The sequence below is a fragment of the Shewanella sp. WE21 genome (assembly GCF_002966515.1).
GTDB lineage: Bacteria > Pseudomonadota > Gammaproteobacteria > Enterobacterales > Shewanellaceae > Shewanella > Shewanella oncorhynchi.
Map to the genome: position 1 here is coordinate 2,722,960 of NZ_CP023019.1, position 25,317 is coordinate 2,748,276.

27 protein-coding genes are annotated in these 25,317 nt (G+C 46.6%); 24 read left to right on the plus strand and 3 right to left on the minus strand.

The features are described 5' to 3' along the window. The first annotated feature begins 18 nt into the window (after positions 1–18). The 16 genes from CKQ84_RS11905 to CKQ84_RS11975 all read left to right on the plus strand — a co-directional run bounded on the left by CKQ84_RS11905 (position 19) and on the right by CKQ84_RS11975 (position 11,047). On the plus strand, positions 19–552 hold the full coding sequence (locus CKQ84_RS11905; RefSeq protein WP_105251442.1) for a lysozyme: 534 nt from the start codon (positions 19–21) through the stop codon (positions 550–552). Beyond that, on the plus strand, positions 533–1,036 hold the full coding sequence (locus tag CKQ84_RS24025) for a hypothetical protein (RefSeq protein ID WP_105251443.1): 504 nt from the start codon (positions 533–535) through the stop codon (positions 1,034–1,036). The genes CKQ84_RS11905 and CKQ84_RS24025 overlap by 20 nt, the downstream gene beginning before the upstream one ends. Then, positions 921–1,166, plus strand: coding sequence for a hypothetical protein (locus CKQ84_RS24195; RefSeq protein ID WP_367870022.1), 246 nt, complete (start codon positions 921–923; stop codon positions 1,164–1,166). The genes CKQ84_RS24025 and CKQ84_RS24195 overlap by 116 nt, the downstream gene beginning before the upstream one ends. After that, a complete protein-coding gene (locus CKQ84_RS11915) occupies positions 1,147–1,482 on the plus strand; it encodes an HP1 family phage holin (protein ID WP_012586805.1) in 336 nt (111 codons plus the stop codon). The genes CKQ84_RS24195 and CKQ84_RS11915 overlap by 20 nt, the downstream gene beginning before the upstream one ends. Then, the gene (locus tag CKQ84_RS11920; RefSeq protein ID WP_105251444.1) at positions 1,436–1,969 is read left to right on the plus strand and encodes a terminase small subunit; all 534 of its coding nucleotides are present in this window, start codon (positions 1,436–1,438) and stop codon (positions 1,967–1,969) included. The genes CKQ84_RS11915 and CKQ84_RS11920 overlap by 47 nt, the downstream gene beginning before the upstream one ends. Continuing rightward, positions 1,944–3,941, plus strand: coding sequence for a phage terminase large subunit family protein (locus tag CKQ84_RS11925; RefSeq protein WP_105251445.1), 1,998 nt, complete (start codon positions 1,944–1,946; stop codon positions 3,939–3,941). Before CKQ84_RS11920 ends, CKQ84_RS11925 begins: the two co-directional genes overlap by 26 nt. 29 nt (positions 3,942–3,970) lie before the next feature. Further along, positions 3,971–4,177, plus strand: a complete 207-nt coding sequence (locus CKQ84_RS11930; protein WP_105251446.1) for a hypothetical protein — start codon at positions 3,971–3,973, stop codon at positions 4,175–4,177. Between the two features lie 49 nt (positions 4,178–4,226). Further along, positions 4,227–5,801 (plus strand): phage portal protein, encoded by a 1,575-nt coding sequence (locus tag CKQ84_RS11935; protein ID WP_105251447.1) that lies wholly within the window; start codon positions 4,227–4,229, stop codon positions 5,799–5,801. Beyond that, positions 5,710–7,776 carry a ClpP-like prohead protease/major capsid protein fusion protein gene (locus CKQ84_RS11940; protein ID WP_254053096.1) on the plus strand — a complete coding sequence of 689 codons (2,067 nt, stop codon included), beginning with the start codon at positions 5,710–5,712 and terminating at the stop codon, positions 7,774–7,776. The genes CKQ84_RS11935 and CKQ84_RS11940 overlap by 92 nt, the downstream gene beginning before the upstream one ends. A gap of 80 nt (positions 7,777–7,856) precedes the next feature. Beyond that, a complete protein-coding gene (locus tag CKQ84_RS11945) occupies positions 7,857–8,180 on the plus strand; it encodes a DUF2190 family protein (RefSeq protein ID WP_105251449.1) in 324 nt (107 codons plus the stop codon). Beyond that, positions 8,173–8,517 carry a hypothetical protein gene (locus tag CKQ84_RS11950; protein WP_105251450.1) on the plus strand — a complete coding sequence of 115 codons (345 nt, stop codon included), beginning with the start codon at positions 8,173–8,175 and terminating at the stop codon, positions 8,515–8,517. Before CKQ84_RS11945 ends, CKQ84_RS11950 begins: the two co-directional genes overlap by 8 nt. A 3-nt stretch (positions 8,518–8,520) precedes the next feature. After that, positions 8,521–9,090 (plus strand): hypothetical protein, encoded by a 570-nt coding sequence (locus CKQ84_RS11955; protein ID WP_105251451.1) that lies wholly within the window; start codon positions 8,521–8,523, stop codon positions 9,088–9,090. 16 nt (positions 9,091–9,106) lie between these two features. Then, positions 9,107–9,532: a hypothetical protein gene (locus tag CKQ84_RS11960; RefSeq protein ID WP_105251452.1), complete on the plus strand. Its 426-nt coding sequence runs from the start codon at positions 9,107–9,109 to the stop codon at positions 9,530–9,532. Continuing rightward, the gene (locus CKQ84_RS11965) at positions 9,529–10,248 is read left to right on the plus strand and encodes a hypothetical protein (protein ID WP_105251453.1); all 720 of its coding nucleotides are present in this window, start codon (positions 9,529–9,531) and stop codon (positions 10,246–10,248) included. Before CKQ84_RS11960 ends, CKQ84_RS11965 begins: the two co-directional genes overlap by 4 nt. Positions 10,249–10,371: 123 nt before the next feature. Further along, complete coding sequence (locus tag CKQ84_RS11970; RefSeq protein WP_105251454.1) at positions 10,372–10,758, plus strand: type II toxin-antitoxin system RelE/ParE family toxin; 387 nt, start codon at positions 10,372–10,374, stop codon at positions 10,756–10,758. After that, a complete protein-coding gene (locus CKQ84_RS11975; protein ID WP_012088290.1) occupies positions 10,742–11,047 on the plus strand; it encodes a DNA-binding transcriptional regulator in 306 nt (101 codons plus the stop codon). Before CKQ84_RS11970 ends, CKQ84_RS11975 begins: the two co-directional genes overlap by 17 nt. 83 nt (positions 11,048–11,130) lie before the next feature. Here the strand turns inward: CKQ84_RS11975 and CKQ84_RS11980 are convergent, their stop codons facing one another. Next, a complete protein-coding gene (locus CKQ84_RS11980) occupies positions 11,131–11,820 on the minus strand; it encodes a Rha family transcriptional regulator (RefSeq protein ID WP_254053097.1) in 690 nt (229 codons plus the stop codon). Positions 11,821–12,188: 368 nt separating this feature from the next. Between CKQ84_RS11980 and CKQ84_RS11985 the strand changes: the two genes are divergently transcribed. Genes CKQ84_RS11985 through CKQ84_RS12015 form a run of 8 tightly spaced genes read left to right on the plus strand, consistent with a single transcriptional unit; the run spans position 12,189 to position 22,618 of the window. After that, the gene (locus CKQ84_RS11985; RefSeq protein ID WP_254053098.1) at positions 12,189–15,062 is read left to right on the plus strand and encodes a phage tail tape measure protein; all 2,874 of its coding nucleotides are present in this window, start codon (positions 12,189–12,191) and stop codon (positions 15,060–15,062) included. Continuing rightward, positions 15,056–16,474 (plus strand): hypothetical protein, encoded by a 1,419-nt coding sequence (locus CKQ84_RS24030; protein ID WP_254053099.1) that lies wholly within the window; start codon positions 15,056–15,058, stop codon positions 16,472–16,474. Before CKQ84_RS11985 ends, CKQ84_RS24030 begins: the two co-directional genes overlap by 7 nt. A gap of 38 nt (positions 16,475–16,512) precedes the next feature. Further along, positions 16,513–16,884, plus strand: a complete 372-nt coding sequence (locus tag CKQ84_RS11990; protein ID WP_105251456.1) for a hypothetical protein — start codon at positions 16,513–16,515, stop codon at positions 16,882–16,884. Positions 16,885–16,891: 7 nt separating this feature from the next. Then, complete coding sequence (locus CKQ84_RS11995; RefSeq protein ID WP_105251457.1) at positions 16,892–19,330, plus strand: hypothetical protein; 2,439 nt, start codon at positions 16,892–16,894, stop codon at positions 19,328–19,330. Positions 19,331–19,342: 12 nt separating this feature from the next. Beyond that, the gene (locus tag CKQ84_RS12000) at positions 19,343–20,287 is read left to right on the plus strand and encodes a hypothetical protein (RefSeq protein WP_105251458.1); all 945 of its coding nucleotides are present in this window, start codon (positions 19,343–19,345) and stop codon (positions 20,285–20,287) included. After that, a complete protein-coding gene (locus CKQ84_RS12005) occupies positions 20,280–20,585 on the plus strand; it encodes a hypothetical protein (protein WP_105251459.1) in 306 nt (101 codons plus the stop codon). The genes CKQ84_RS12000 and CKQ84_RS12005 overlap by 8 nt, the downstream gene beginning before the upstream one ends. Next, complete coding sequence (locus CKQ84_RS12010) at positions 20,582–22,345, plus strand: hypothetical protein (protein ID WP_105251460.1); 1,764 nt, start codon at positions 20,582–20,584, stop codon at positions 22,343–22,345. The genes CKQ84_RS12005 and CKQ84_RS12010 overlap by 4 nt, the downstream gene beginning before the upstream one ends. A 60-nt stretch (positions 22,346–22,405) precedes the next feature. Beyond that, positions 22,406–22,618 (plus strand): hypothetical protein, encoded by a 213-nt coding sequence (locus CKQ84_RS12015; protein ID WP_105251461.1) that lies wholly within the window; start codon positions 22,406–22,408, stop codon positions 22,616–22,618. A 90-nt stretch (positions 22,619–22,708) separates the two neighbouring features. On the opposite strand, the gene CKQ84_RS12020 is transcribed toward CKQ84_RS12015, so the two are convergent. After that, positions 22,709–23,680, minus strand: coding sequence for a hypothetical protein (locus CKQ84_RS12020; protein WP_105251462.1), 972 nt, complete (start codon positions 23,678–23,680; stop codon positions 22,709–22,711). Positions 23,681–24,159: 479 nt separating this feature from the next. After that, positions 24,160–25,221 carry a site-specific integrase gene (locus CKQ84_RS12025; RefSeq protein WP_105251463.1) on the minus strand — a complete coding sequence of 354 codons (1,062 nt, stop codon included), beginning with the start codon at positions 25,219–25,221 and terminating at the stop codon, positions 24,160–24,162. Between the last annotated feature and the right edge of the window lie 96 nt (positions 25,222–25,317).

Consider the following 25,317-nt stretch of genomic DNA (forward strand, 5'->3'; position numbering starts at 1 on the left):
TTTAAAGGAGACTGACCCATGTCATTAAAGCAAAAGCTCATGGCACTGGGGCTTTCTTCTGCTGTCGCACTGGCGGGTGCTAATTTGATTGCTCCCACCGAAGCGCCGAACGGTGAGCCCATTCTGCACACCTATCTTGATCCGGTGGATATTATCACCGCTTGCTTTGGGCACACTGGCACAGAGCTTGAGCTAAACCAGTTTTTTAGCGAGCAGCAATGCATTGAAATGTTCGCCAAGGATTTAGGCAAAGCCGATCGGCAGCTGCGGCGGCTAACGTATCCGGTGCAACTTACCGAAGGCGAGCACGCCGCTTACCTCAGTCTGATTTACAACTTTGGTGCGGGTAACTTTCAACCCTCCACCTTGCGCAAGCTGTTACTGCGCGGCGAACGGGTGGCCGCTTGTCACCAACTCACGGAGGCCTGCGGCAAACATGGATGTAATGGATTTGTTTATGCCGCTAACGTCAAATTGCCTGGTTTAGAGGTACGGCGCAAAAAAGAACAGGCGATATGCCTTAAGGATCTCTATGTTCCAAAAACTCATTAACGCCACTGGCACATTGCACTTGTATATCATCGGCGCTTTGATTCTAGTCATTGCACTGCTTGGTCTAAGCCTTACCGCCACCAAAACAAATCTCGCCCTTAAAAACTCGCAGATTGAAACGGCCACCGTTAACCAGCGAATGTTGATTGATGATCTCACGGCTGTCACCGATGAACTGCAAGCGCAGGCTAAAGAACGTGACAGGCTCGCTAAGGATTACGCCTTTGCCTTAGCGCTCAATGAAAAAGCCGATAAAGCCAAGGCCGAGATTGATCGCCAGCTTGCTGATCAGCGAGAAGCCATTAAAAAACTAAGGACCTCAGCCAATGAACAAACCCGAAGTTGGGCTAATACTGTTGTGCCTGATGATGTTAAGCGGCTGCTCAAACACGCCGCCTATTGCGCGCACCGTAGTCACCAAGCAGACCCAATATGTACTACCGCCGCAATCATTAATGAGCCAGTGCCTGCCAGCCGAATGTAGTTCAGACGCTAATGCCGATCTGCCCGATTGCATCATTCAACTCTTAGCCGTGATCACCAAGTGTGATACCGATTTGCATAACATCGAAACATGGCGAACGGAAAAACAGCATGAACAATCCATACATTAATGATGTGACCACTCAAAAATCGCTGACGTTTAGCGCTTATGTATCGTCGCTCATGAGCACAATTGGAGGTGCGTTTACGTTGAATGAAATCGCCATTTTGCTCGGGATATTCTTCGCGCTCGTCACCCTATTAGCCAACGTTTTTTATCAGGAGTTGCGCCGCCGCCGTGAGCAACGTCAAACAGATAAGGACGAACTACGCGCCCAAGAGTTACACCGAGCGGAGATGCAGCTGAAAGCTGCACTGTTAAAACAGGTAGATGAACACCATGGCACGCATTCAACCATCACCACCCGAGCCTGTTCTACTGAGTAAAACCGACCTATGCAAAAGCCTTGAGATCAGCACCCAAGCGTTTGATAAGTGGGACGTGCTAGTGCACAGCAAGCTCGGTCGCGTGTGTTTATACAAGATGGCCGATGTGGTGGGTAACAGAGTCGCCAACGAGCGTAAAAAAACCATCACTAAACCCGATGAAGATGATCCCGATAAGCCAGATATGGACTACGAACGCTGGCGCTTAATCCGAGCCCAAGCAGTTGGGCAGGAGATTAAAAACGAAAAAGACCTCAAAGAAGTGGTCGAAGTTAATTTTGCTACCTTTGTGCTAAATCGCATTGCTGCGCAAATTGCCCCAGTGCTCGATCAAATACATATACGGGTAAAACGCAAATTCCCCGACATTCCAGAACGCACAATCGACGCTATCAAAGCGGAGGTGATTAAAAGCCAAAACACCGCCGCCGATCTTGCGGAGGGCATTGAGGGTTTATTAGATGAGTATATCGGCCGCGCAGATTAAAAATCTGAAAGCCGCCGTTGCTGCTGGGCTGCGTTCGTTCTATCGCCCACCCATGCTCACCTGTTCTGAATATGCCGACGAGCACTTTTACATGTCGTCGGAGTCCTCTTACACCGAGGGTAAGTGGGAAAGTTTACCGTTTCAAATTGGCATTCTTAATGCCATGGGTAACGACCAAATCAGCACGCTTAACTTAATGAAGTCAGCGCGTGTCGGTTACACCAAAATGCTGATGGCTAACGCTGCTTACAAGATTGAACACAAAAAGCGCAACGTGTTGATCTATCAGCCTCGTGATGGTCAAGCCAAAACCTTCATGAAAAAGCACGTTGAAACGGCGATTCGTGACATCCCTGTTTGGCGCGCGCTTGCACCTTGGATGGGTCGCAAACATAAAGACAGCACGCTAGAAGATAAAATATTCACCAATGGCAAAACGCTGATGGTGCGCGGTGGTACCGCTGCAGCTAACTATCGCGAAATCTCCACCGATGATGTGATCTACGATGAGCTAGCGGGTTTTGATGAATCCATCGAGCACGAAGGTAACGCCACATCGCTCGGTGATACTCGTATCGAACTGTCGATGTTTCCTAAGTCGATTCGCGGTTCAACGCCTAAAGTGCTCGGTACCTGCCAGATTGAAAAAGCCTGCAGCGAATCACCGCACTATTTTAGGTTCAACTTGCCTTGCCCACACTGCGACGAACTGCAGGATTTAAAGTGGGGTGGCCCTGAAGAACCCTTTGGGATTAAGTGGCATAAAAATGCCAAGGGTGAGCACGACCCAAGCACAGCCTATTATCTGTGTGAGCAATGTGGTTGCTGCATCGAAAACAATCAGCTCGACGATATGGAGCTGCACCCAAGCGCAGTTTGGATATGCGAAAACACCGGCATCCACACTAAAGACTTTTTAGACTTTTATGATGCCGACGGAAACGACATCACCACGCCGCCCAATATCTCGATTCATATCTGGTCGGCCTATAACTCGCTCAACAGCTGGGCGAAACTGGTTACTGAGTTCTTTAAAGCCAAAGGCGATAAAGAAAAGCTGCAGACTTTCGTCAACACTAAGTTAGGCCAACCGTGGGATAACGACAACGGCGAACGCTTAGAGTGGGAAGAATTAGCTAAGCGCCGCGAAATGTACCCGAGTGGCAAAGTGCCTAACTGGGTGGTGTATTTAACTTGCGGTATCGACACCCAAGATAACCGTTACGAAGGCCGTGTTTGGGGCTGGGGTGCGGGTAAAGAGGCGGCGCTAATTGACCGCTTTATTCTCCATGGTGATCCCGCTGATCAAGTGCTTAAAGACAAAGTGGCTGAGCGTATTGCGCAAAGCTATGCCCGTGCCGATGGCGTTGTGCTCAATATCGGCGTAGTGGGTTGGGACTCTGGCGGCCACTACACCGATGACGTTTACGCTATGAGTAAAAAGCTTGGGCTAATGCGGGTTATACCCATTAGAGGTGCCAACGTTTACGGTAAGCCGATCGCCAACTTCCCCCGTAAGCGAACCGCCAAAGGTGTTTACTTAACGGAGGTTGGTACCGACAACGCCAAAGAGCTGTTGATGTCGATGTTGCGGATTGCCCCTGATGTTGATGTGCGCAAGCCTGGTGCGATTCACTTCCCGTTAAACGAAGCGGTATGTGATGACGTTGAGCTGCAACAGCTCACCAGCGAACGCAAGGTTCCGGTGCGCCAAAACGGGCGGATCATCTATAAATGGGACAACCAAAAGCGCCGCAACGAGGCGTTAGATTGTTTCGTTTACGCCTTGGCCGCGCTGTATATCGCGATAGAGAAATTCGGCATCAACCTCGACAAACTTTCACAAGTTACCCCGATCGCCATATCAAGCGACCAACCCAAAGAACCTAAACCCAAAGCCGCAAAACAGGCCAATGCGAATGCTGCTTACCTAAACGGTGGCGGTGGTGGCAGTTCTGGCGGTTGGCTGTAGTTAATGCCAATAAAGCCAAGGATAACAGCATGACCAAAACCCAATGCCAACAGATGATCGATGCGTACTTTCAGGCCGAGCTTGATGTGTTGGCAGGCAAGCAAACCACGATCAACGGCAAAACAATGACCACCGAGGACCTAGGCGAAATCCGCAAAGGTCGGCTTGAGTGGGAGCGCCGATTAAGTGCCTTTAGCCGCCCACAGGGTGGCGTCAAGTTAGCCAGCTTTAACTAATCAAGCCGCATTAATAAGGCACTTCTAAAAATATAAGTCGGAGCAACACATGAGCATTATCAATGATGCGCTGGCGATATTTGCCCCGCGTTTAGCATTACAGCGTGAAGCGGCTGCAATGAGCTATCGCAACCTGAAAGGGTATGAAGCTGCCAGCCCAAGCCGCACGCATCGCGCTAAAAAGGAAAGTCGCGGGGCAAACCAAGCGGTATTTGCGGCAGGTAAAAGCCTGCGTGAGCAAGCGCGCTGGTTAGACGAAAATCATGATCTCAGTATCGGCATTCTCGACCGCATGGAAGAACGGGTGATCGGTGCCCAAGGGATTGTGGTTGAACCGCAGCCGCGCAGTATTAGCGGTGAAATCCTTGATGACTTAGCCAACGATATTCAACGCCGTTTCGGTGCATGGTCGCTTAAGTGTGATGTGACGGGCCGCTTTAGTCGCCCTGAATTAGAGCGTTTGGTGTTACGTAGCGCCCTGCGTGATGGTGATGTGTTCGGCCAGCATGTGATGGGTAAAGTGTCGAAGTTCGGCCACCCAAATGAGCAAGGCACTCAATACAGCATTGAAGCGTTAGAGGCCGACTTTATCCCCTACGAGTTAAACGAACCAGCAAAGCGGGTACGCCAAGGGCTTGAGGTTAACGGCTGGGGCCAAGTAGTTAACTATCACGTATTGCTCGATCACCCTGCGGATCAAGTCGGCTTTCGCTACAAAACCAAAGTGATACCCGCATCGAGCATGATGCACTTAGGCTTATTTAAACGCTTGCACCAGCTGCGTGGCGCTTCGTTATTCCACGGCATTTTAACCCGCCTTGGCGATATTAAAGACTATGAGGAATCTGAGCGAGTAGCGGCTCGGATTGCGGCCGCGCTGGCGTTCTACATTAAGCGCGGCGATGCCGCCATGTTTGTTCCTGACTCAAGTGGTGAATCGTCAAGCCGCGAAATCCCCATTGCACCTGGCATGACCTTCGATGATCTCAAGCCCGGTGAAGATGTGGGCATGATTGAATCAAACCGCCCTAATGTGCACTTAGTTGATTTTCGTAACGGCCAATTAAAAGCCGCCGCAGCCGGTACCCGTGGCAGCTATTCCAGCATTGCCCGTGACTACAACGGCAGTTATTCAAGCCAGCGCCAAGAGCTAGTTGAGCAAGACGAATCTAACCGCATTATGCAGCAATGGTTTTGTGCTGGCTGGTCGCGGCCTGTGTTCCGCAACTTCTTAAAAATGGAAATGCACAACAAGCAGGACCCATTAGTGCTACCGCCAGATATCGACATGCGCACCTTATTTGATGCCGTGTACTACGGGCCCACCATGCCATGGATTGACCCACGCAAAGAGGCCGAAGGCTGGGAAATGATGATCGCTGCCAATGTCGCAACCGAGGCCGATTGGACTCGCGCCCGTGGCCGTAATCCTGCAGAAGTAAAACGCCAGCGTAAGCGTGAGGTGGATTACAACCGCGAAAACAACATGGTCACGGCCAATGACCCCGACCCCTCGCTAGGAGATCCTAACAGTGAAAAAGACCCCAATAGCATCAGTAATGCTAAGCGCAATGCTGCCAAGCGGAGCGCTGAGCGTGCCCGTCGCAACGCTGAACCAGAGTAATAAACCCGCCAATAGCTGGTATAGCCTCAAAGCCCAAAACGGTAATGCCGAGTTAATGATCTATGACGAGATTGGCGGCTGGGGCATTAGTGCGCAACAGTTCGCCCGTGATCTACAGGCCCTAGGCAAAGTGGGCACCATTACCGCCCGTATTCATTCGCCAGGCGGCGATGTATTCGAAGGCATGGCGATTTACAACATGATCAAAGGCCACCCAGCGCACAAAGTTTGCTACATCGATGGCCTTGCAGCTTCGATGGCCAGTGTGATTGCCATGGCTTTTGATGAAGTCATCATGCCTGAAAACGCCATGATGATGGTGCATAAGCCTTGGGGCGGAACTCTCGGTGATGCCGAAGATATGCGCAAATACGCCGACTTGCTCGATAAGGTTGAAGGCAATTTAGTGGGCGCCTACCAACACAAAACAGGCTTGTCAGAAGATGAACTCCACGCTCTGTTAGCCGCTGAAACTTGGCTAACTGGGCGCGAAGCAGTGGAAAAAGGTTTTGCCAACACCCTCACCGATCCGCTGCAAATGGCGGCATCACTTAATTCAAAACGTCTTAAGGATTTTACTAATATGCCTGAAGCTCTCAAAAACCTGTTTGCACCGCAGGGTAACAGTGCTCCCAACCCACTCGTGCCAGCACCAGCAGCACCTAATGCTCAGTTGCCTGCGCCTGCAGCAACACAACCTGATACCACAGCTATTCAAGCGGCTGCGATTGCGTTTAATACTGAGCGTATGAACGGTATCAATGCGGCATTTACTTTCTTTCCTGAGTTAGCAGAGTTACGTAATCAGTGTATTGCCGATGCCAACATCAATGCTGATAAAGCCAAAGACATGATCTTGGCGAAGCTGGGTGAGAACACTACGCCGTGCGCTACGTTACCTCGCACGACTATTTATGCGGGTAACGGCAATATCGTTGGTGACTCTATTCGCGCTCAGTTAATGGCGCGTTCCGGCCATGCAAAAGCTGAAGCTAGCAACAACTATTCGAGCTACACCATGCTTGAGTTGGCACGCGCCTCACTGTTGGATCGCGGCATTGGCTGCGCTGGATTCAACAAAATGGATATGGTCGGCTTAGCCTTTACCCACAGCTCAAGCGACTTTGGCAATATCCTGTTAGATGTAGCTAATAAATCAGTGTTAATGGGCTGGGAAACCGCCGAAGAAACCTTCGAGCGTTGGACCAAAAAAGGTCAACTAGGCAACTTTAATATCGCCAAACGTATCGGCCTTGGTGACTTTAATAGCCTGCGCCAAGTGCGTGAAGGTGCGGAATACAAGTACGTCACCGTTGGCGACCATGCGCAACAAATCGCGCTGGCTACCTATGGCGAGTTGTTCAGCATTACCCGTCAGGCCATTATCAACGACGATATGAGTATGTTGACTGATATCCCAATGAAAATGGGCTTTGCCGCTAAAGGCACCATTGGTGATTTGGTATATGCGGTATTAACCAAAAACCCCCCAATGGCTGATGGCAAAACGCTGTTCCATAATGAACACGGCAACTTAGGTTCCGGTGCGCCAAGTGTGGCGGCCCTCGATGCCAATCGCATGTTAATGCGTAAGCAAAAATCGGGTAATCGCCACCTGAATATTCGCCCTGAGTTTGTACTGTGCCCTGTAGCGCTTGAAACCACGTTTAACCAGATCATTAAGTCCAGTTCTGTTAAAGGTGCCGATGTGAATTCAGGTATTGCTAACCCAATCCAAAACTTTGCCGAAGTGATTGCTGAGCCTCGTTTAGATGATAACAGCGCGGTGCAGTGGTTCCTTTCTGCGGGCCAAGGCCGTGACACCATTGAGGTGGCTTACCTTGATGGCATCGACACGCCTTACATTGAGCAGCAACAAGGCTTCACCATTGACGGCGTCGCCACCAAAGTGCGTATCGATGCGGGTGTGGCGCCGCTCGATTACCGTGGCTTGGTGAAATCAACAGGCGTGTAAACAGCGCTAAACCGACATAAATGGGCTATCAAACGATAGCCCTTTTTTATTCAGTTTTGTTTTTAAGCAGGAACATTCTTATGAAAAACTATGTACAAGATGGCAAGACCATCAGCTTTACGCCCACCGCCGCAGTTGCCAGTGGTGAAGCGGTATTACTAGCCACATTGTTAGTTGTGGCTATTGGCGCCATTGCCGTCGATACCGAAGGTACAGGTGTAACTGAAGGCGTGTTTGAACTCCCTAAAAAATCCACAGATGTGCTAGCAGTTGGCGCAGCCGTGTATTGGGACGACACCGCTAACGAAATCACATCACTCGCCACGGGCAATACCTTAGCTGGCAAAGTATGGGCTGCTGCGGCAAATCCATCTACCAGCGTCTGGGTGAAGATCAATGCCTAACGTTGGCAACCACTTTGCCGATCGCGTGCGGGGTAAAATGGTGCGGCTGTTTCAGCGTTTGGCTGATCCGTGCCTTTTTACCCCAAGCGATGGTTCAGCGCCATTTACTCGTCTGGTGAGTTTGGATGATAACGGCGCTGAAATTGCGGCCTCGTCTAATGAATATGTCCCCGAGCTAATCAGTCGTGCCGAGTTTTTACAATCCGAAGGGGCGGTAAATTCTGGTGATGAGTTTGCGATAGGTGAGGGCATTAGCGCCCAGCAAGGACGCCTCACCCAACGGGTAAGCATGGATTCGGTCAGCGTGACTTTTATCTATATTCCGCTTGAGGCCTAGCTAATGGCACGCATAAAGATTGAAGGCATGGAGGCAGTAACAAAGGAACTTAACCGCATTCGTGATGCACAAGCGCCAGCGATTAAACGGGCGATTGAGGACGCAGTTAAGTTTGGTGAAAAGGCGGCAGTCGATGCGATCTTCAACAAGTATGGTTTCAATTCAAAAAGCTATGTAGAAAACTTGATTAGCTACAGTGTAGACCCTCGAAATTTAAAGGGTTTCGTTACAGCCCGTTACCGCTCGAGTTCCTTAACCCGCTTTGCTTCAGGCAAAAAACGGATAGGTAAAAATGGGAGGTCAAGAGCTGATGGTCACATCATCCGTTCGTTGCGCAATGAACCACACTGGTTTAAAGGCACTTTTACCTTTATAGGTAGAAATGGCAATTTTGTAATGTACGAGCGTCATCGAGGCGAAAAGTGGCGCACCTTTAAACAAGCCAAAGATAAAGGGATTAAGGCTAAATATGGCCCTTCTGTCTTACAAGCTTTCAGAGGCGTGGAAGAAGATATTGAGCCACCAATTATTAAGCATCTACGCGAACGCTACGGCCACCACGCTAGCCGTTAACTAAGAGACAACCCCAATGATCCAAGCAATCTTAGACCGCCTCGGGCTGGTTGACGGCGCCACTGTACGTGAAGGTTTTTATGTGCAGTCCATTGCCAAAGAAAGCAAGTTCATCTTTTTGCAGCCTTATACCGATGCCTTTGACGCTAAAAATGGCATTGATAAATATAAGGATGATCTGGTGCTGCAAGTGGTTGCTGGCGTAAAACTCGCTAAAAATCCGCAACCAACCAGTGAGTTAATCAACCTCGTGCGCGCTATCCGAAGTGCATTCTATAAAGATGAACGCTTCCCTGAAAAACCTAGCTGGTTGCCCTCGGTGATCAGCTTTAAAGAGACAGAGCCCTGCAAGTACATCATGCCCGAAGCCCATGAAGAACACGGCCTAGCGGTGTTCACCTTATCCCTTGTTAATACCGTTAAATTTGGAGACTCACTATGAGTGAAATAGTAACCGAAAGTTACATCGGCTCAGCGATCGTCTATATCGATGGCCGTGACTGTGGCAACGTTAGCGGCGTAAAGCTCGCTATCGAACAAGAAACCAAATCCTTGCCCAACTACCGTGGTGGCGGAGGTTATGCCGATGAAGTCACGTTGATTAAATCTGTAAAATTAAGTGCGACCTTTTACGATTTTAACAACGAAAACTTAGCGCTAGCTATGCGCGGTAAGATTGATGTATTAACTGCAACACCCGTCGCAGATGAAGAAATTATTGCTGTGCTCGATGGCTTAGCGCAAACCGCAAAAATGATTGATACCAGTATCGCCCCTGTTGTTAAAAATGAAGCGGGTGATGTGACTTATGTGCTTGATGAAGATTATGTTGTCAGTGCCGCAGGTATCCGCGCGTTATCGACTGGCACCATTACAGCAGGTCAAGCATTAACCATTGGCTACACCAGCCAAGCGGGTAATGCGTTGCAGGCATTAACGGAATCAGGCAAAACGGTCAGTGTGGTTGTTGACGGTATTAACGACTCAACCGGTAAACCGTGGATGCTGAAGTTTTATAAGTGGAAGCCCACACCCACATCAGGCTTAGACTTGATCGGTACCGATTACGGTAGCTTCGATATTGAAGGTGCTGTACTCGCTGACAGCTCAATCGTTGCCACGGGTAAGTCTAAGTTCTTCGTCCGTAGCGCAGCATAAGTAATGTAACAGCAAGCTCATGCAATTGAGCTTGCTTACCCTACTTGCACTGTTGCTTGCACAGAAAATAGCCCAGTGTTACCATTGAAAACATAGGACACAGTACTACACTTAGGAACAAGAGTGGGGCGCATATTTAAAACCGCAGAATTTACATCATGGGCAAATGATGAAGGCCTTGAAGATGCCGCTTTATTAGCTGCAGTGGACGAAATGGATCGTGGTTTAATTGATGCAAACTTGGGTGGCAGTGTCGTAAAAAAACGGGTACCCAGATTAAATCAAGGTAAGCGTAGTGGTTTTCGTACATTGATTGCGTTTCGCTCTGAAGACAAAGCTTTTTACATGTTTGGTTTTGCTAAAAATGAACGCGATAATATTACTAAAACTGAAAAAGCCGTGCTGTTAGAATTAGCTAAATTATTATTGAGTTACAGCAACACTCAGTTAGCTAAAGCAATAAAAGATAAAGAGTTATACGAGGTAATAAGAAATGAGCCGCTTACTTAAGTCATTACATAATACCGCCCAAGGGTTACACGCATCTGGTCTCATGCCGCCAGAAACCATGCGCAAGTTTGACGCGCTTTGCTTACCTGAGCTAGCAGAGTTTTCTGCCGCTGACATAAAAGAGTTGCGTACGAGTAACAAGGTAAGCCAGCCTGTGTTTGCACAATATTTAAATGTATCGTTATCAAGCGTGCAAAAGTGGGAGCAAGGTAAACGTCATCCCGATGGCCCCGCATTAAAGTTGCTAAATATCGTCAAAAAACAGGGCGTAGAGATCTTAATGAGTTAGCAATACTGCTAAGTCAGACAAAAGTGCAAACAAAAAATGGCTACCAAACGGTAGCCATTTTTTATGGGCGTTTAACTGTCGATTTACCCTAGCCGTGCTTGCTCGCGGCCAATACGCGCGATACAGGCGATTTGTTGGTTAGCGGCTTCGCTAATTTCGATTAACTGCTCAAGGGATAAAAAGCGTGGTTCGCGGATATAGTTGACCAGCTTATCGCGCCGAGTGACGAACTGATCATCATCGATGGGCTGCGAGCTGACAATCTTACCGCCTTCCCATGTAAATAACATGCGTTGACGTTCAAACGGGCTTTGGGTGCGGGAGAGGCGGGCTTGGGCTTCGTTAAAGGCATTAATGAAGTTGATCTTCAATTCGGCAGCTTTGGCACCCGTAAACCCCATGACTAAAAACATAAAACCGTCTTTGGTCATTTGGTAATGACGTAAATCGCGCTGATTATTGCCAACCTTTTGATTTTGCAGGTTTACGCAAAAATGCGTAGACGTAAATTCGCTGGGTGCTTCAATAAGTATTTGGTCTAGTTTACGTAAAACATCACAGTGACGTTTAGCAAAATAATCGGCAACGATCAGCGAGCTAGTAATGGTTTGCTGGCCGTTAATGAATACCAGTTGTGTGGGGGTGTTTTTAGACTGTTGTAGGTTCATTGGGTGACACTCCTGTGTACGAGAGTAATCATCACCTGCAGGTACTAATCTTTGGGTGATGAGCTGAATGAGGTTAGTACTACCGCCACAGGAACGGCCAGCCAAATGGCTGCCCCACCCAGCTCACCATAGTAGTGGTGCGCCGAGTCACGCAATAAAAAACCAGCACTAGGCTGGCGACAATTGCGCCTGTGTTATAGCGGGGTACTAATCCCGGCACTGGATTTTGCCAATGCCGAAATAGTATCGCCCCGCTAAGGCGCGTTTGTCAATTTTACTTATCAGTTAACTGATTTAAAGCGGTGGGTTGAACAAGGTTCGCACTACCGCTACCAAGGAAACGGCCACCATTATGTGCCTTATCCAACCCACCTAGTCCCTGAGTTTACAAACTAATTGGTTGTGGTCGAGACATTTCGATCACAGGCGTTTTCGTGCGCGTGTGTTTTATTTTTACGATATGAGGATGATAAATGAGCTTTAAAGACCAAGAAGTGAATTTAATTATTCAAGGCAAAGATCTGTTTTCTGCTGAGGCCAAAAAGTCTGAGCAAGCGTTGCAGGAGTTGGGGCGCGAAAGCGAAAAGCTCAATGAGCAACTTGATGATTTAAAACGCCAGCAAGAGGCTATTAAGGCGATTGATTCGCTTACTGAGTCTATCAATAAGGGCGAACGCGCCTATGTTGATAACGCCCAAGCGCTCGATAAGTTAAAGCAAGAGCAGAAGCAGGCTAATACTGAGGCAAAAAACCTTGAGAAATCGCAGCAAGATGCGGCTGCCTCAACCTCTAAGCTTGAAACTGAATACAGCCAAACTGCGGCGCAGTTGGCTAGCTATGATAGCCAACTTGCTTCCGCTCGCGCCGAAGTTGAGCGTTTAACCACGACTCAAAATAAAGGTGCACAGGCCAGCCAAGCACAAGCAAAGGCATTATCCGCGGCTAAAACCGATTTGCAGCAGCTTGAAGCGGCGCAAAAAAATACCGCCACCAGTGCGACCACGTTGGCAAACGAGCTTGAGCAAGAACGTAGCGAATTAACGCGCTTAGGTACCGAAGTTGAAAAGGCTGGCCGTAATAAAGCCGAATATGCACTTAAAGTTAAAACGGCCAGCAATGAACTAACTAACCTTGGCAGAAGCCTTGGCAGCAATAAAGCGCAATTAGATAAACAGCAAGCTGTGCTGAATAAAGCCGGCATTGATATGGGTAAGCTGGGCGATGCCAGCCAAGAATTAAAAACCAAACAAGCTGGCGCAGAAGCCGCGCTTAAAGGGGTTAACGATAAATTAGCGCAGCACGATAGGTTATTGGTTGAGTCTAAAAACTCGGCCAAGGTCGCCAACGCGCAAACTGACCTCACCACCAAGGCGGTGAGCACGCTGGCTAAGGCTTATGCGGTATTGCTGTCGGCACAGCAGGCGGTGCAAACGGTAAAAAGTGGCGTTGAAAACTACGGTGAGTTAGAAGCCGCGATTACTAAGGTTGAAAAAACCACCAACCTTGCCCGTGATACTGTGGTGAAAATGGCCGATGAGCTTAAAAACCTCAGCGAAAACGTCACCCCTACCAGCACGAATGAGCTGCTGCGCATGGCGGAAGTGGCGGGCCAGTTAGGCACTAAATCGACTGAAGATATTCTCAGCTTGGTGGCTGCGGCTGATGCGTTGGGGTTATCAACCAACTTAGCCGGCGATGAAGCGGCAACCATGCTGGCCAGAATTTTAGGGATGACTCAAGAAGGTATCCCTGAGATCCACAATTTATCCTCGGCTGTGGTAGCGCTTGGTAACGACTTTGCGATTACCGAAGCTGATATTGTGCAGATGACCAAGGAGATTGTTTCTGGTACCCGTGAAATTAACTTGGGCAGCGCTGCGGCTGCGGCGTTTGGTACTACGCTGGCAGAGTTAGGCCAACCAGCTGAACGTTCGCGAACGGCTATGCAACGCCTTGGCGCTGAGATTAACGAAGCGAGCAAAAAAGGCGGTGATTCACTTGAGCGATTAACTAAGATTACCGGACTAACCGCTAAGCAGATTGAGCAAGATCTCGGTGATGCGCCTGAAAAGGTATTGGTTAAATTCCTTGAGGGCTTACAAAAAGTTAAGGCCGAAGGCGGATTAGTCTCTGATGCCCTTAAATCGATGGGCATTGATGGCACTGAGGCGACAGGCGTTCTCAGTGTATTAGCGGATGGTACAGATCGTCTAAAAGTTGCATTAGAGCTAAGTAATAAAGCCTATGCAGCTGGCGATTACCACATGAAGGAAGCGATTAAAGCTTATGCTGATCAAGAGTCAGCAATCGGTCGCTTACAAAATAAATTCCACGGTTTAACCACTGAAATAGGTGAGACTTTTTCTGCCGAAGTTGATAGCTCTATCCGAGGAACGGGTCGTGCTATTGATAGTGTTCGTGAGTATGTTGTTAAGTTGGCAGAATATTTACCTGAACTGATAGGTGGTTTTAGGGATATATTAGAGGCGGCTAATAATTTTACCAGTTTATTCACGGACGGTGCGTTTGATGTTGTCCTGCGTAAAATTGATGAAATGTCATTAAATGCTAATTATCTTACCTCTGTTTTTAATACTCTCACTTTGGGTTTGCAAGGGACTACTTATGCAGCCTTATCTCTGGCTGAAAATATCGAATCTTTGGCTGGGATTGACACCACAAATTTGCAGAAAAAAATCGCCGATATTGGCGTGCAAATGTCGAAAACTAAGGAATCAATTAGCAAAGATGTTAAGGACATTGAGGAAACCAATAAGCGCTTAGCGGGCGAGTCATCCATTGCCTATAAAAGCGTTAATGACACTATGGATAAGTATGGTTTTGCGATGAGCAGGCTTAGTGCTGAACAGCAAAAGCAAATCCGCAGCATCATTGAGGCCAATAAATACAACGCTGAACAAGAAGACTTATATCGTAAATTAACCAATGCGATAGTTCGTGCTAATAACGAACTTGAGGTCGAAGCTAGCCTTAAAGTTACCTCAGCGAATGCCAGTAATAATAAAGCAGAAGCTGACAAGAAGGCGGCTGAGGCTGCTAGTGCGCTTGCCGTTAGTCAGTCAAAGGTGAATACCTCTACAGATCAGTATTCTGTCACAGTGAAGGAGGCAATGGCTCGGCAAGCTGAACTAAATCAGCTGCACGATAAAGGGCTTATTTCAACAGAAACATTGAATAACATGACCAAACTGCTCAATGCATCGGTCAAGGATTACAACGTAGAGGTTGATAAAAGTAATGTTAAAGCCGTCACTCAAACGGAATTAACGTCGGCTTTATCACTAAGCGTAAAGAGCTCCAAGCGCAGTACGAAAAGGGTTTGCTGACCGAAAAAGAACTGAATATTTCACTGCAAGAGTTAGCGGCATCACATACTAAAGCCGTTGAGCAGTCGAATAAATCCATTGCCGCGACAGGGTTGTTGTCTGATGCACAGCTAGACTTGCAAGAAAAAATATTAAGGACCGAGAAAGAGGTTCGTGATCTTGAAGCGGCTTTAAAAGATGACAGTAAGGCCTCGGCTGAACTCACCCTTATAAAAGCTAAGTTGGCAAAGGAAGAAGCCAACCTTGCTGATCTGAAGCGCGAGTCTGTTGAGCTATCCAAGATAGAGAACGCGACCTATGTTGAACTGTTGATATTGCAGCGTGACTATGAAGCGCAGCTTGAAGCATTGGATCGAAATTTCAGGGCGGGTTTATTAACTAAGCAAGAGTACGATGCTCAATCACAAATACTCAAAGGGACGTTGAGTGAAGTCAATAAAGTGGTGGGTGAAAGCAGTAAAAAGACAGATGAAAATACCGAGGCAACGAAGGAAAACACTAAGGCCACTAAGGATAATACTGCCGCTGGTATTGAAAATGCTAAAGTTATCGCGGAACAATTAAGTACGATTGATGACTTTAGGGGAAGTGCTGCCGCCACTCGTGATGTGATTGTTTCGCTTAATACCGAATACGATTACTCAAATGCCACTATCCAAGCAATGACCGAAAGGTTAGCGCAATTGGATAATCAAATAGCGGGTGCTGACCAAAAACGCGAACGACGTGAAATCAATAATGCCATTCGGATGCGTGATTGGGTCACTCAAATCGAGAGTGGATCACTCAGCTTGCAAGAGCTAGGTGAACTTGCTGATCTCGCTAATAACTCTGTTGTAAGGCTTTCTGACAATCAGCTTGTTCCGCTCAATAAAGCAATCGATGAAGCCCGTTCACGCTTTAGAGAATTGGCCGATGAAATCAATAAAACCACAATGGATATTCAAGATCGGCTCGATACCGCTTTGGGTAACCAGAAGGATATTGCTGAGCGTAAGTTTGCTAGTGAGCTAAAGGAAGTGAACGATTTAATCACCACAGCTCAAGCATACGGTGATAGTCAGCTCATCAATAAACTGCAAAAAAGTCTTAGTGATCTTAAGCAGGCACAAGACTTAGAACGTAAGGCCCTGCAGGCCCAGCAAACAATCGATAAGCAAAGCGCTGCCGAGGCGAAGAAGCAAGCCGATGCTAGTGCTGCGACTGCTAAGGCCGCGGCTCAAACTCAAGCAACCGCTACCGTTAACACGCAAGTCAACACTCAAACCAGCACGCAATCTGTGGCTAATACTTCAGATATGCAAGTGCTGCAACTACAGGTTGGTAATAGCACCTTTAACGCTCAAATGAAGCGCAGCCTCGTCACCGAATTGATGAACGAGATCAAACGTCTGCAATCTGTTGGCGGTTAGCCAATCCTGTTATTCGCCCCAATTAATCAAAGGTCCCTATGACAACCATCGATGAGAACGATATCGCGGTGGATTTGCTGTGGCTAAACCGCGACAACACGCCCCGCGTGGCGGCCAACATGAAGCGCGCTTTAAACGGTGCGCCAATGGTGCAGCAAACCATTATCCCAGCGGGTATTGCCATGGAGTTGGGCACAAAATCGGGATGGATGCTGCGTGCTGAGTTTGAACAACTAAAAGCCCATGCCGCCATCACGTTAACCGCCTTCACGTTGGCCTATGAAGGCACCAGTTACAACGTGGTTTGGGATAACACTGCAGGCTCACCCATAACGGGTGAAGATTTATTTGACGAAGTTGGCGGGTTTGAAAAGCTCACTAACGTGGTTCTTAAGTTTCTGACTTTATAGGCTATCTATGGCAATCTCTCGCGCTGATTTAAAAGTATTCAAACCCGAGCAATTGGGCTCAAGCGATGATGCGGGTGGACAACGTACCAAGCTGGCGGTGGAGTCTGGCAAGCTTAACGAACTGTTTCGCGCTATTTCAGACATAGATCACGCGCAATCAGCGGTTGATATTGTGAAGTGTTACCCCGCAGTCGATACCCCTGATACATCGATTCTGCTCGATGGTCATGTGTTTATCAGTCAAAAGCCAACGGATGATCTGGTCAGTTTATTGATCGCCGAGGCCGCTACGTTAGACGACGCCGACCGCATGACCGATATGGTTGAGATTCTGGAATCATCAGTTCGTGCTGGCCAGTTGATCCGCAATCGCTTAATTGGCTTTCTGGAAGGGCAAGACTCCTTTCCTAAATCGTATCTGCAATCTAGTTATCTATTTAATGGGACTGAGTATTGGTCGAACGTCACATTACTGCAGGGGCAAACCGTTGTTATTTCTGTTGAGTACCCAGGCGCCGAAAGTGCACTTTACCCACGGTTTGAGCATTTCTGCCAAATTCAAGAAACGGTTACTGGTGGTCCCACTGGCATAGTGAAGTTTAAACCTGCCATTACGTTTATCACACCTAACTACGATATAACAATCAACGGTGAGTCGGGCTGCACTAAGTTACGCTACACCAGTGATAATGACGGGATTAAATATCATGGCGTAACCAAACTCACTGCCGCCTCAGCAACCAATACTTTAGCTGTTGAATCGACTCAAACGGAATTGCTGCCAAAAGTAAAAACGGTTAATCCACTGACAGGTAAAAGTATTGTTGAAGGCGGCAGTGGTGATGTGCCAAGTACCGTTATCAAAAATAACGTTTCACAGCCTTATATCTATGGTCAATTTACCTATATTTTTGAAGTATCTGATATTTTAAATAATGACTTTGTTAATGAGGTACTGGGTTTTAAGCCTCGCCTGACGGCCTCAAATTTTTCCTATTGGAATATCAGCGTCACAGGCACAACTATCACAGCGAATACCTCTAGCCTTATACCTGGTTTAGACACGCTGACAATTGAATACGTCTCCGCTGCAAAATATGGCTTATATAGCAGTGCCACCACGTTTCCTGATTTTAAAAAGATATCACTAGGTACCACTAAAATGGTGCTGACATTCTTAAATACTGCCCATGGCAGTGTCAGCATGACAGAAACATCTAGTGGCAACTTTGTCAGCGGTGGTGTGCGTTTGGCACAGCTTGATTACCATACTGGCGCAGTCACTAAGTTCCTTGATGCTCGTGGTGACTTCACTGTGCATTATGACTGTTTGATTGAGGAATCGACTTCCTCAGCAAATACCGTCAGCTTTGCGTTAGCCACCGACAGCCCAATTTATGACACCTTTTATGTCACCATTAGCAACGCTGCAGGTGACACCCTGTTATCGGGCTCAAGTGACAACGCAGGTGTGATCACCGGCTTAGGTATTAGTGGCAATATTACGGATTCAAATGTGCAGATCACCTTTAGCCAAGCTGTAGATTTAACCACGCTGCGCTATGACATTAGTGAGACTGTCACACTATCACCTCCACCTGAATTATACGGGCTTAATCCATTAAGGATTAAGAACGGCGGTGTGGTGAATGCGTTTACTGCGTGGAACACCGTATCTGTACAGCACACTGAATTACAAGTGGTGAGCAGTCCTGCGCCAGCCCAAACCTACAACGCTCGCGCTAATGCCCGCTTTGTTGATATTACCGATGCTGAGGGTAAATCACTTTGGACGCTGGCTAATACCCATTACACATGGGTTAAAGCAACAGGTGTTGTCACTCTCAATAGCGATTTTACGGGCTTTACTGCGCCATTCGTTCTGACCGATACCATTGGCGAGATTGCGCTAGTGACAGATGTACAAGCACAGGCATTAATACTGGCATCGCCATTAAGCCAAACTTATCCAATCGGTGCCAATGTATCGAGTGTGCAAAATTTGGGTGACTTACAGGCCCGTATCGGCACGGTACGGGATATGAGTGCGTGGGCTAACAATTGGGACCTCGATGGGGCCCCAGCAACTGGCAACATGAATACCGTTGATTTCCCCATTGAGGTCCGTAACGACACTGCAGTAAATGAGGACTGGGTGTTGATCTTCACCTCAGCAACAGCATTCCGCTGTGTTGGTCGCCGTCTCGGCCAAATTGCCACGGGTGATACGCTGAATGACTTTGCCCCCGTCAACCCGCTAACTCTGCAGCCGTACTTTATTATTCGTTCTGGCGCATTTGGTGGTGGCTGGCAAGCGGGCGAGGCCATTCGTTTTATGAGTTACGCCGCGAGTAAACCCGTCATGTTATTACGCACAGTGCAAAGCGGTCACAGTCAAATCACCACCGACCGCGCCGTGCTCGCGTTCCGTGGCAACGAATCTTAATAGGGGTATGTAATGGGATTACCAGTAACTGTTTATCGAAATACGGATGCGGGAGCACCTGCAATTCCTACCAAACCAAGCGGTTGGATTACTGTACTGAAAAAGTGTTTAGTCGAGGGGTATGGTGAAAAACAACCACTTGGTTGGACACTTGACTTTGAAGATGCTGCAAACAATAAAGTTGTCTTTAAAAACAACGTTGCCGATGGTGGTTCTGGTGGGGCCGTACAATTTCAACCCCATACAGGTAGTGACGCTATTAATGCTTCTCTGCGTATAACGTGTGCAAATTCAATTACAGCAATAGACGCTTTTTTTAAAAAGGCAGGTTATCGCGTAATGATGACCTCTAATAGTCTGGGAACTGTCCGTGGGTGGATGGTTGTTGGCACCAGTAAAGGTTTTTGGTTGATACAAGAATCAGGCGAGACTCTTAATAATTCGTCAACGACGAGTGTACTTGCATATCGTGAGTATTTTTTCATTGGTGATATAGAGTCGTTTGTACCAAATGATATGGGGATATTTACATTAGTAACATGTGGCGATCCTACACTTGACAGTACTTATACTGGTTATGAGGTTAACATCGGTTCGTCACAAAGCACACCTAGATGTGCTCTATATGAGAGCAACGGTGGCTCAACTGTTTTCGGATATTCAACAGATTGGCTACCCGATGTTGGTTATGCATATCAGGGCAATGTAGTTGACCCACAACAAATTGGTGTACCCGTTAATTTAGTAAAAGTGTCAATTATTCATAGCTCTTTTGGCTTAGTTACGAACCCTGCGTGCAGAGGGACTATCCCTGGATTATTTAAGACACAATTTAGTGGTTATAAAGATGCAGCATTACCAGTAATCAGAACATTCGAAGGTATTGATTATCTTCTTGTTACCGGAATGCAAAAGGCGAATGCGTTTATATCACTGGGTGGTGAATGGTATGTCTAGTATCGTTATAAACGTAATCGGTGGCTTACCAACTGTAATGACACAAGCATTGCTTGAGGTTGATGTGGATACAGATGCCGAGTGTGTGATTATATTTGATAGACATTTTACAGATAGTTTCTATCAAATATTCAGTACAAACGGTGGGACATTCAAAACCATTGTACCTGTTAAGTATGCCACGAGTAGTGAATTGATTGTGGGTATAACAGACAGTGACCGTATCTATAATGCCAAGTTCGTTGATGGTGTAAAGGCTGAATTAATAGACGGTAATCTTGTGAATATCAGATCATGACAGCGACAATAATACGGTTTGATACACCTTGGTTAAATGCGGTCAGCCCAATAACAATCAGGTTTATTGACACACCAGTTGTTGTTGATAATTCATTTGGTATCGAGTGTGGATTCAGTTGGTTTACGCTCGATGCCGTTGAACAAGCGTTATTGTTGGCTGAGTTTTCAAATGATATTGAATCTAAAATTGAATCACCGTGGGATAATTATAACGCTGATGAGATTACATTTGATGCAGTATGGTTATCCAACATTGCAAACGATTCAGTTTTATCAATCCATTGGTTGTTCAATCTAGATACCCAAACAAACACCAGCGTTAATTGGTCGCTGCCAATTGATCACCAAATCACATTAAGCGTTAACTGGGTTGTACCCGATGAGCATCAAATACAATCCTTAATCAACTGGTTGGATATTACAGCGCACCAGTTGCACACTGCAGTCGCATGGTTAGATGGTCAAGAACAAGAAAGCTCGTTGATGATTCAGTACCGTGGCATTGTGGTCGATGATGAAAAGTCGATTAAATGGGGCTTCCACGAACCGCGCTGGGTTTGCTCTACCAAGTACCGCCCTCCCGTTGGTAAGGTCACGCTTCGATTTAATGAGCCATTATCTACACAACCAAACCCTATTGTTTTACGGTTCACGGCCTCACCGAACGTTTGCTACTGGGACGATGGCGGCGGCCTCATTGATGCTAACCCACCATTACCCAATATCGATTTTAAAATCCCGATTGAACCACAAATCCGCAGGTACTACTTAATGCAGCCAACGATCACATGCGTGCGAGTATCAGACAGTTTACCGATTGTGATCACCAGTGTGAGCATTAGCCAAAGCCGTGGGCAGTGGGCGAGGTCGGTTAGCCTTGAGTTCTCAAGCCGTATCGATGCGCAGCGTGCCCACAATGAGCTATTGCTGATCACCATCAACGGTTATGAGTTTTATGCCATTGCCGAGCAGCCAAGCGCCAGCAAAGCCTTTGGTATTGAAACCCACAGCAGCACAGGCCGATCACGCGCCGCTGAGTTGTCATCGCCTTACCTTTTGCCAATCAGCTACACCAACACCGTCTTGCTCAGCCTTGGCGGTATTATCGGTGATTTGCTGCAAACCACAGGTTGGACAGTAGAGTTAAGCGGCATCCCTGATTTTACAATTCCAGCGGGGGCGTTTAGCGTGGGCAATAAAACGCCTATCGAAGCAGTAGCCGAGGCGGTAGGGCAATTGGGCTGCATGATCTTAACCGATGATGCGGCCAAAAAGCTGACTATCGTCCCGCGCTGGCCTACTGCACCGTGGGAAATGGCAACTGCAGTGCCAGATCTGGCATTGCACGATGCGGTGATCACTAGCTATAGCGATTCAGTTAGCCGCAATCCATTGTGTAACGTGGTGTGGCTGCGTGGCGAACAGCAGGGCATTGATGCAAAAGTAAAACGCGCTGGCAGTGCTGGTAATATTCCCGCCGCTGATATCATTGCCCAACTGATTGTCGATAACCAAGCCGCCCGCGTAGCCGGCACTAATGCACTGGCCGAAACTGGCGATAAGTTGAGCGTGAATATCTCGATGCCAGTGATGGCCGACTTACCACCTGCCACACCTGGTATGTTGATTGGCGTCACCATCAACAGCGAAGTGTTTAAAGGCGTGTGCGATAGTTGGATTATCCGAGCCAGCATCAGCGACCGTGGTGATATTGATATCGAGCAAAGCATCACACTGATCAGCCCGTTAGAAAGTTAGATCTAGGTTCTACTCCCTATGGCCTAGGCTTTATCCCTCTTAACTTCTGTCGAGAAAATCATGCTCAAACAACTTCAATCTGCTTTGGTGCTGCCACGGCAGATCATGCTTGTGTCTGCGGTTAATGCGGATGGCACTGTCACCGCCAGCAGTGCCAGCGGCCACACTATCCGCGCTATTGGCTCAGGAACGGTAGGCGATCATATCTATGTACAAGACGGCAGGGTGCTAGGGACTGCACCAGATTTGCCATTTGTAGAGATAGAGGTTTAAGGCACTCCACCTATCTGACCTCAAAAACGACAATACAGAAGTATAAATACCTCTGTATTGTCGTTGTGTTGCTTACGTCACTAAAGTTTTTTAGTAGTCAGGCTGTTGACCACTTCCCCAATTCCATGTGCATTTTTGGGTAGTATCACGTTTGATTCTCAAGAAATGTTTTCCTGAAAGATGGACTTCTGCAATGTTGTTAGACCAAGTAACATTACTGGGTTCAAAGCAGCGATATGGCATAGGTTCAGGCGTTAAGGATTGTTGATACAACGTCACTTCAATATACTGTTTATCCAGCAACCCTGAGAGTGACTCTTTGATAAATTGTCCTACATCAATGTTGTTTACGATGTATTTATTAGGCTGGACAATCTGATCCAGTCCTAAAATTTTAGTATCACTATTCTGAACAGATAATAATGTCTGTGTAATGACTTTAGTTACACCAATTGAGATTATATATTCTGCTATTTTATCAATAGTCAACATTTCTAATGGTCCAAGGAATGGGCCAAAGTTGCTATCAACATCAACAGATTTAGTGGCAGAAAACTGCGGGTTGTCAATTACACCAGTAATCAAATTATAATCACCAGACACAACGATATTACTCATGTTAAGTTTTGCTTTTACATCCAGATACCAACTCTTTTCTGCCTTGGCGACAATATTGAGATTTGGGATGGTGACTTTTACTTCTATACCACCATTACTTTTACCAGTCAGCTTGAATTTAATTGGGGCTGAATAAGTTGCCTGAACACTTCTTAAATGAATGCTAGCTTTTTCAACTATTTTGCTTATTTCAGGTATTAATCTAGTTGTGGTTTCTTGCTGAAGTTTGAGATAGATATTGTTTATGTCGAAGTGCGTGATGTTTAATTTGTTACTCACGACACTGCCATTGATAACGATGGGAGATGTATAGTTTGCATTTCCTGCAATACTCAGATCATAATTTTTTGAAATTATTTCAGCATCCCATTTGTATTCTTCAGAATTAACAGAAAAAGTACTTAGACATAGTGAAGCTATTAAAACCGATAAACTTTTTTTCATAATTACACCTTCTAATATCCATATTATTGACGTAAGCGAAATGAGCGTACTACACAAGCATTGTTTGTACAATGATGCTTTTATGTGAATTTATTAATTCACCTTAGTTGAACTCTAGACTTATTTTACCGTTGTTAGTTCTAATTGGTGGATGTATCTAATTAAATTCAATAAATTACGGATGTAAAAATTTTGATGGTTATCCCACGTCTTTGACTTTCATGGTTGTCATTCAAAAGTTGTAATTTAACACGTATAAAAAGATGTCTTTATAAATGTAAGAACAAGATAAGATTTATCAAAAAATCAGGAACTATATAATACCGTTAGCTCTCTGTATCCGTTAGAGATATGGATATTCACATGTAACCATGTTTCGTGTACATCATCAGGTTAATCAGTATTTAGAACTAAAGGTTGAAATTTCATTTTAACTTTTTAGTTTTAATTTAGTTTATTAAAATTCTTCCTAATTAAAACTAGTTCAAGTCCTTATCATGCAACCGCTTAGGGAATAGCTCGGTATACACCTGCCACAGAGTATTAACATTCCTATGCCCTGTCACCTGCGCCACTTCATCAATGCTATAGCCCTTCTCAAACAACCGGCTTGCACCTTCACGCCTTAGGTCGTGATAGCGTAAATCTTCAATTCCCAATTCGTTACGCACCCGCTGAAACCCTGCAGTAACACTGCGCTCGTTGTAGGGGAAAACCCGCGCATCATTCCTCGGCTGCTTTTGCAGTATCTCCCAGGCACCACCTAACAGCGGTACCAACATGTGGTTGCCTGCTTTTTTACGCGGGTCCTTACGGTCACGAACAATCACGGCCTTTTGTGCCTCATCTACATCGTCCCATGTTATCCGGCACACTTCACCAATACGCATGCAACTCAGTATCGAGAAATCCAGCAAATCAATATAAGGGATGTGTGCAGCCCGTTGATCTGCTCTTTCAAGCAAGCCTATTTTCAACTTCTCAATTTCAATTGATGTTGGCCTGCGCGAGCGGCGTTCTGACTTGCCGATAAGGTTTTGGCTATGTAAAGTCTCATAAGCTTCGATCACAGGTATTTCTGAAGAAGCATAGCCATAGTTTGGCTTAGCCATTTTCAAGCACCAACGTAAATAGCTGACATCATGATTCACAGTAGATGGCCCTGCACCAGCTTCGCGTCTTAATTTACAATGCTCAACAATGTGATGTGATTTGATATCAGCAATATGCAACTTACCAATATCGCTATCAGCTAACATATTAAGCACATAAAGCTTAGTGCGGCCTAAGCTGATATGTGGATCATCAACATACTTAGCGATTAATGCCTGCAGTGTTATGCCATCAGCCAATGGAACAGGCACACCGCCAGACTCTAGTTTGGCAACTTCTTGCTTCGCCCACGCCTCAGCCGCCGCTTGCTTTGTAAAAGTCTGGTGATCGCTGTAAACTATCTTACCTTTCTTCTTCACCCTAACAGTGCATTTGTAGCGTGTAGTTCCATCAGCGCGAGTTCTAGGATCAATTACATAGAACGCCATTTTGGGTACCCAGTCCTATAATTTTGGATACCTCTCAGGATACCTGACAACGTTAAAATGTGCAAAAATGCGTAAAAATTAGCAAAAATATCAAAT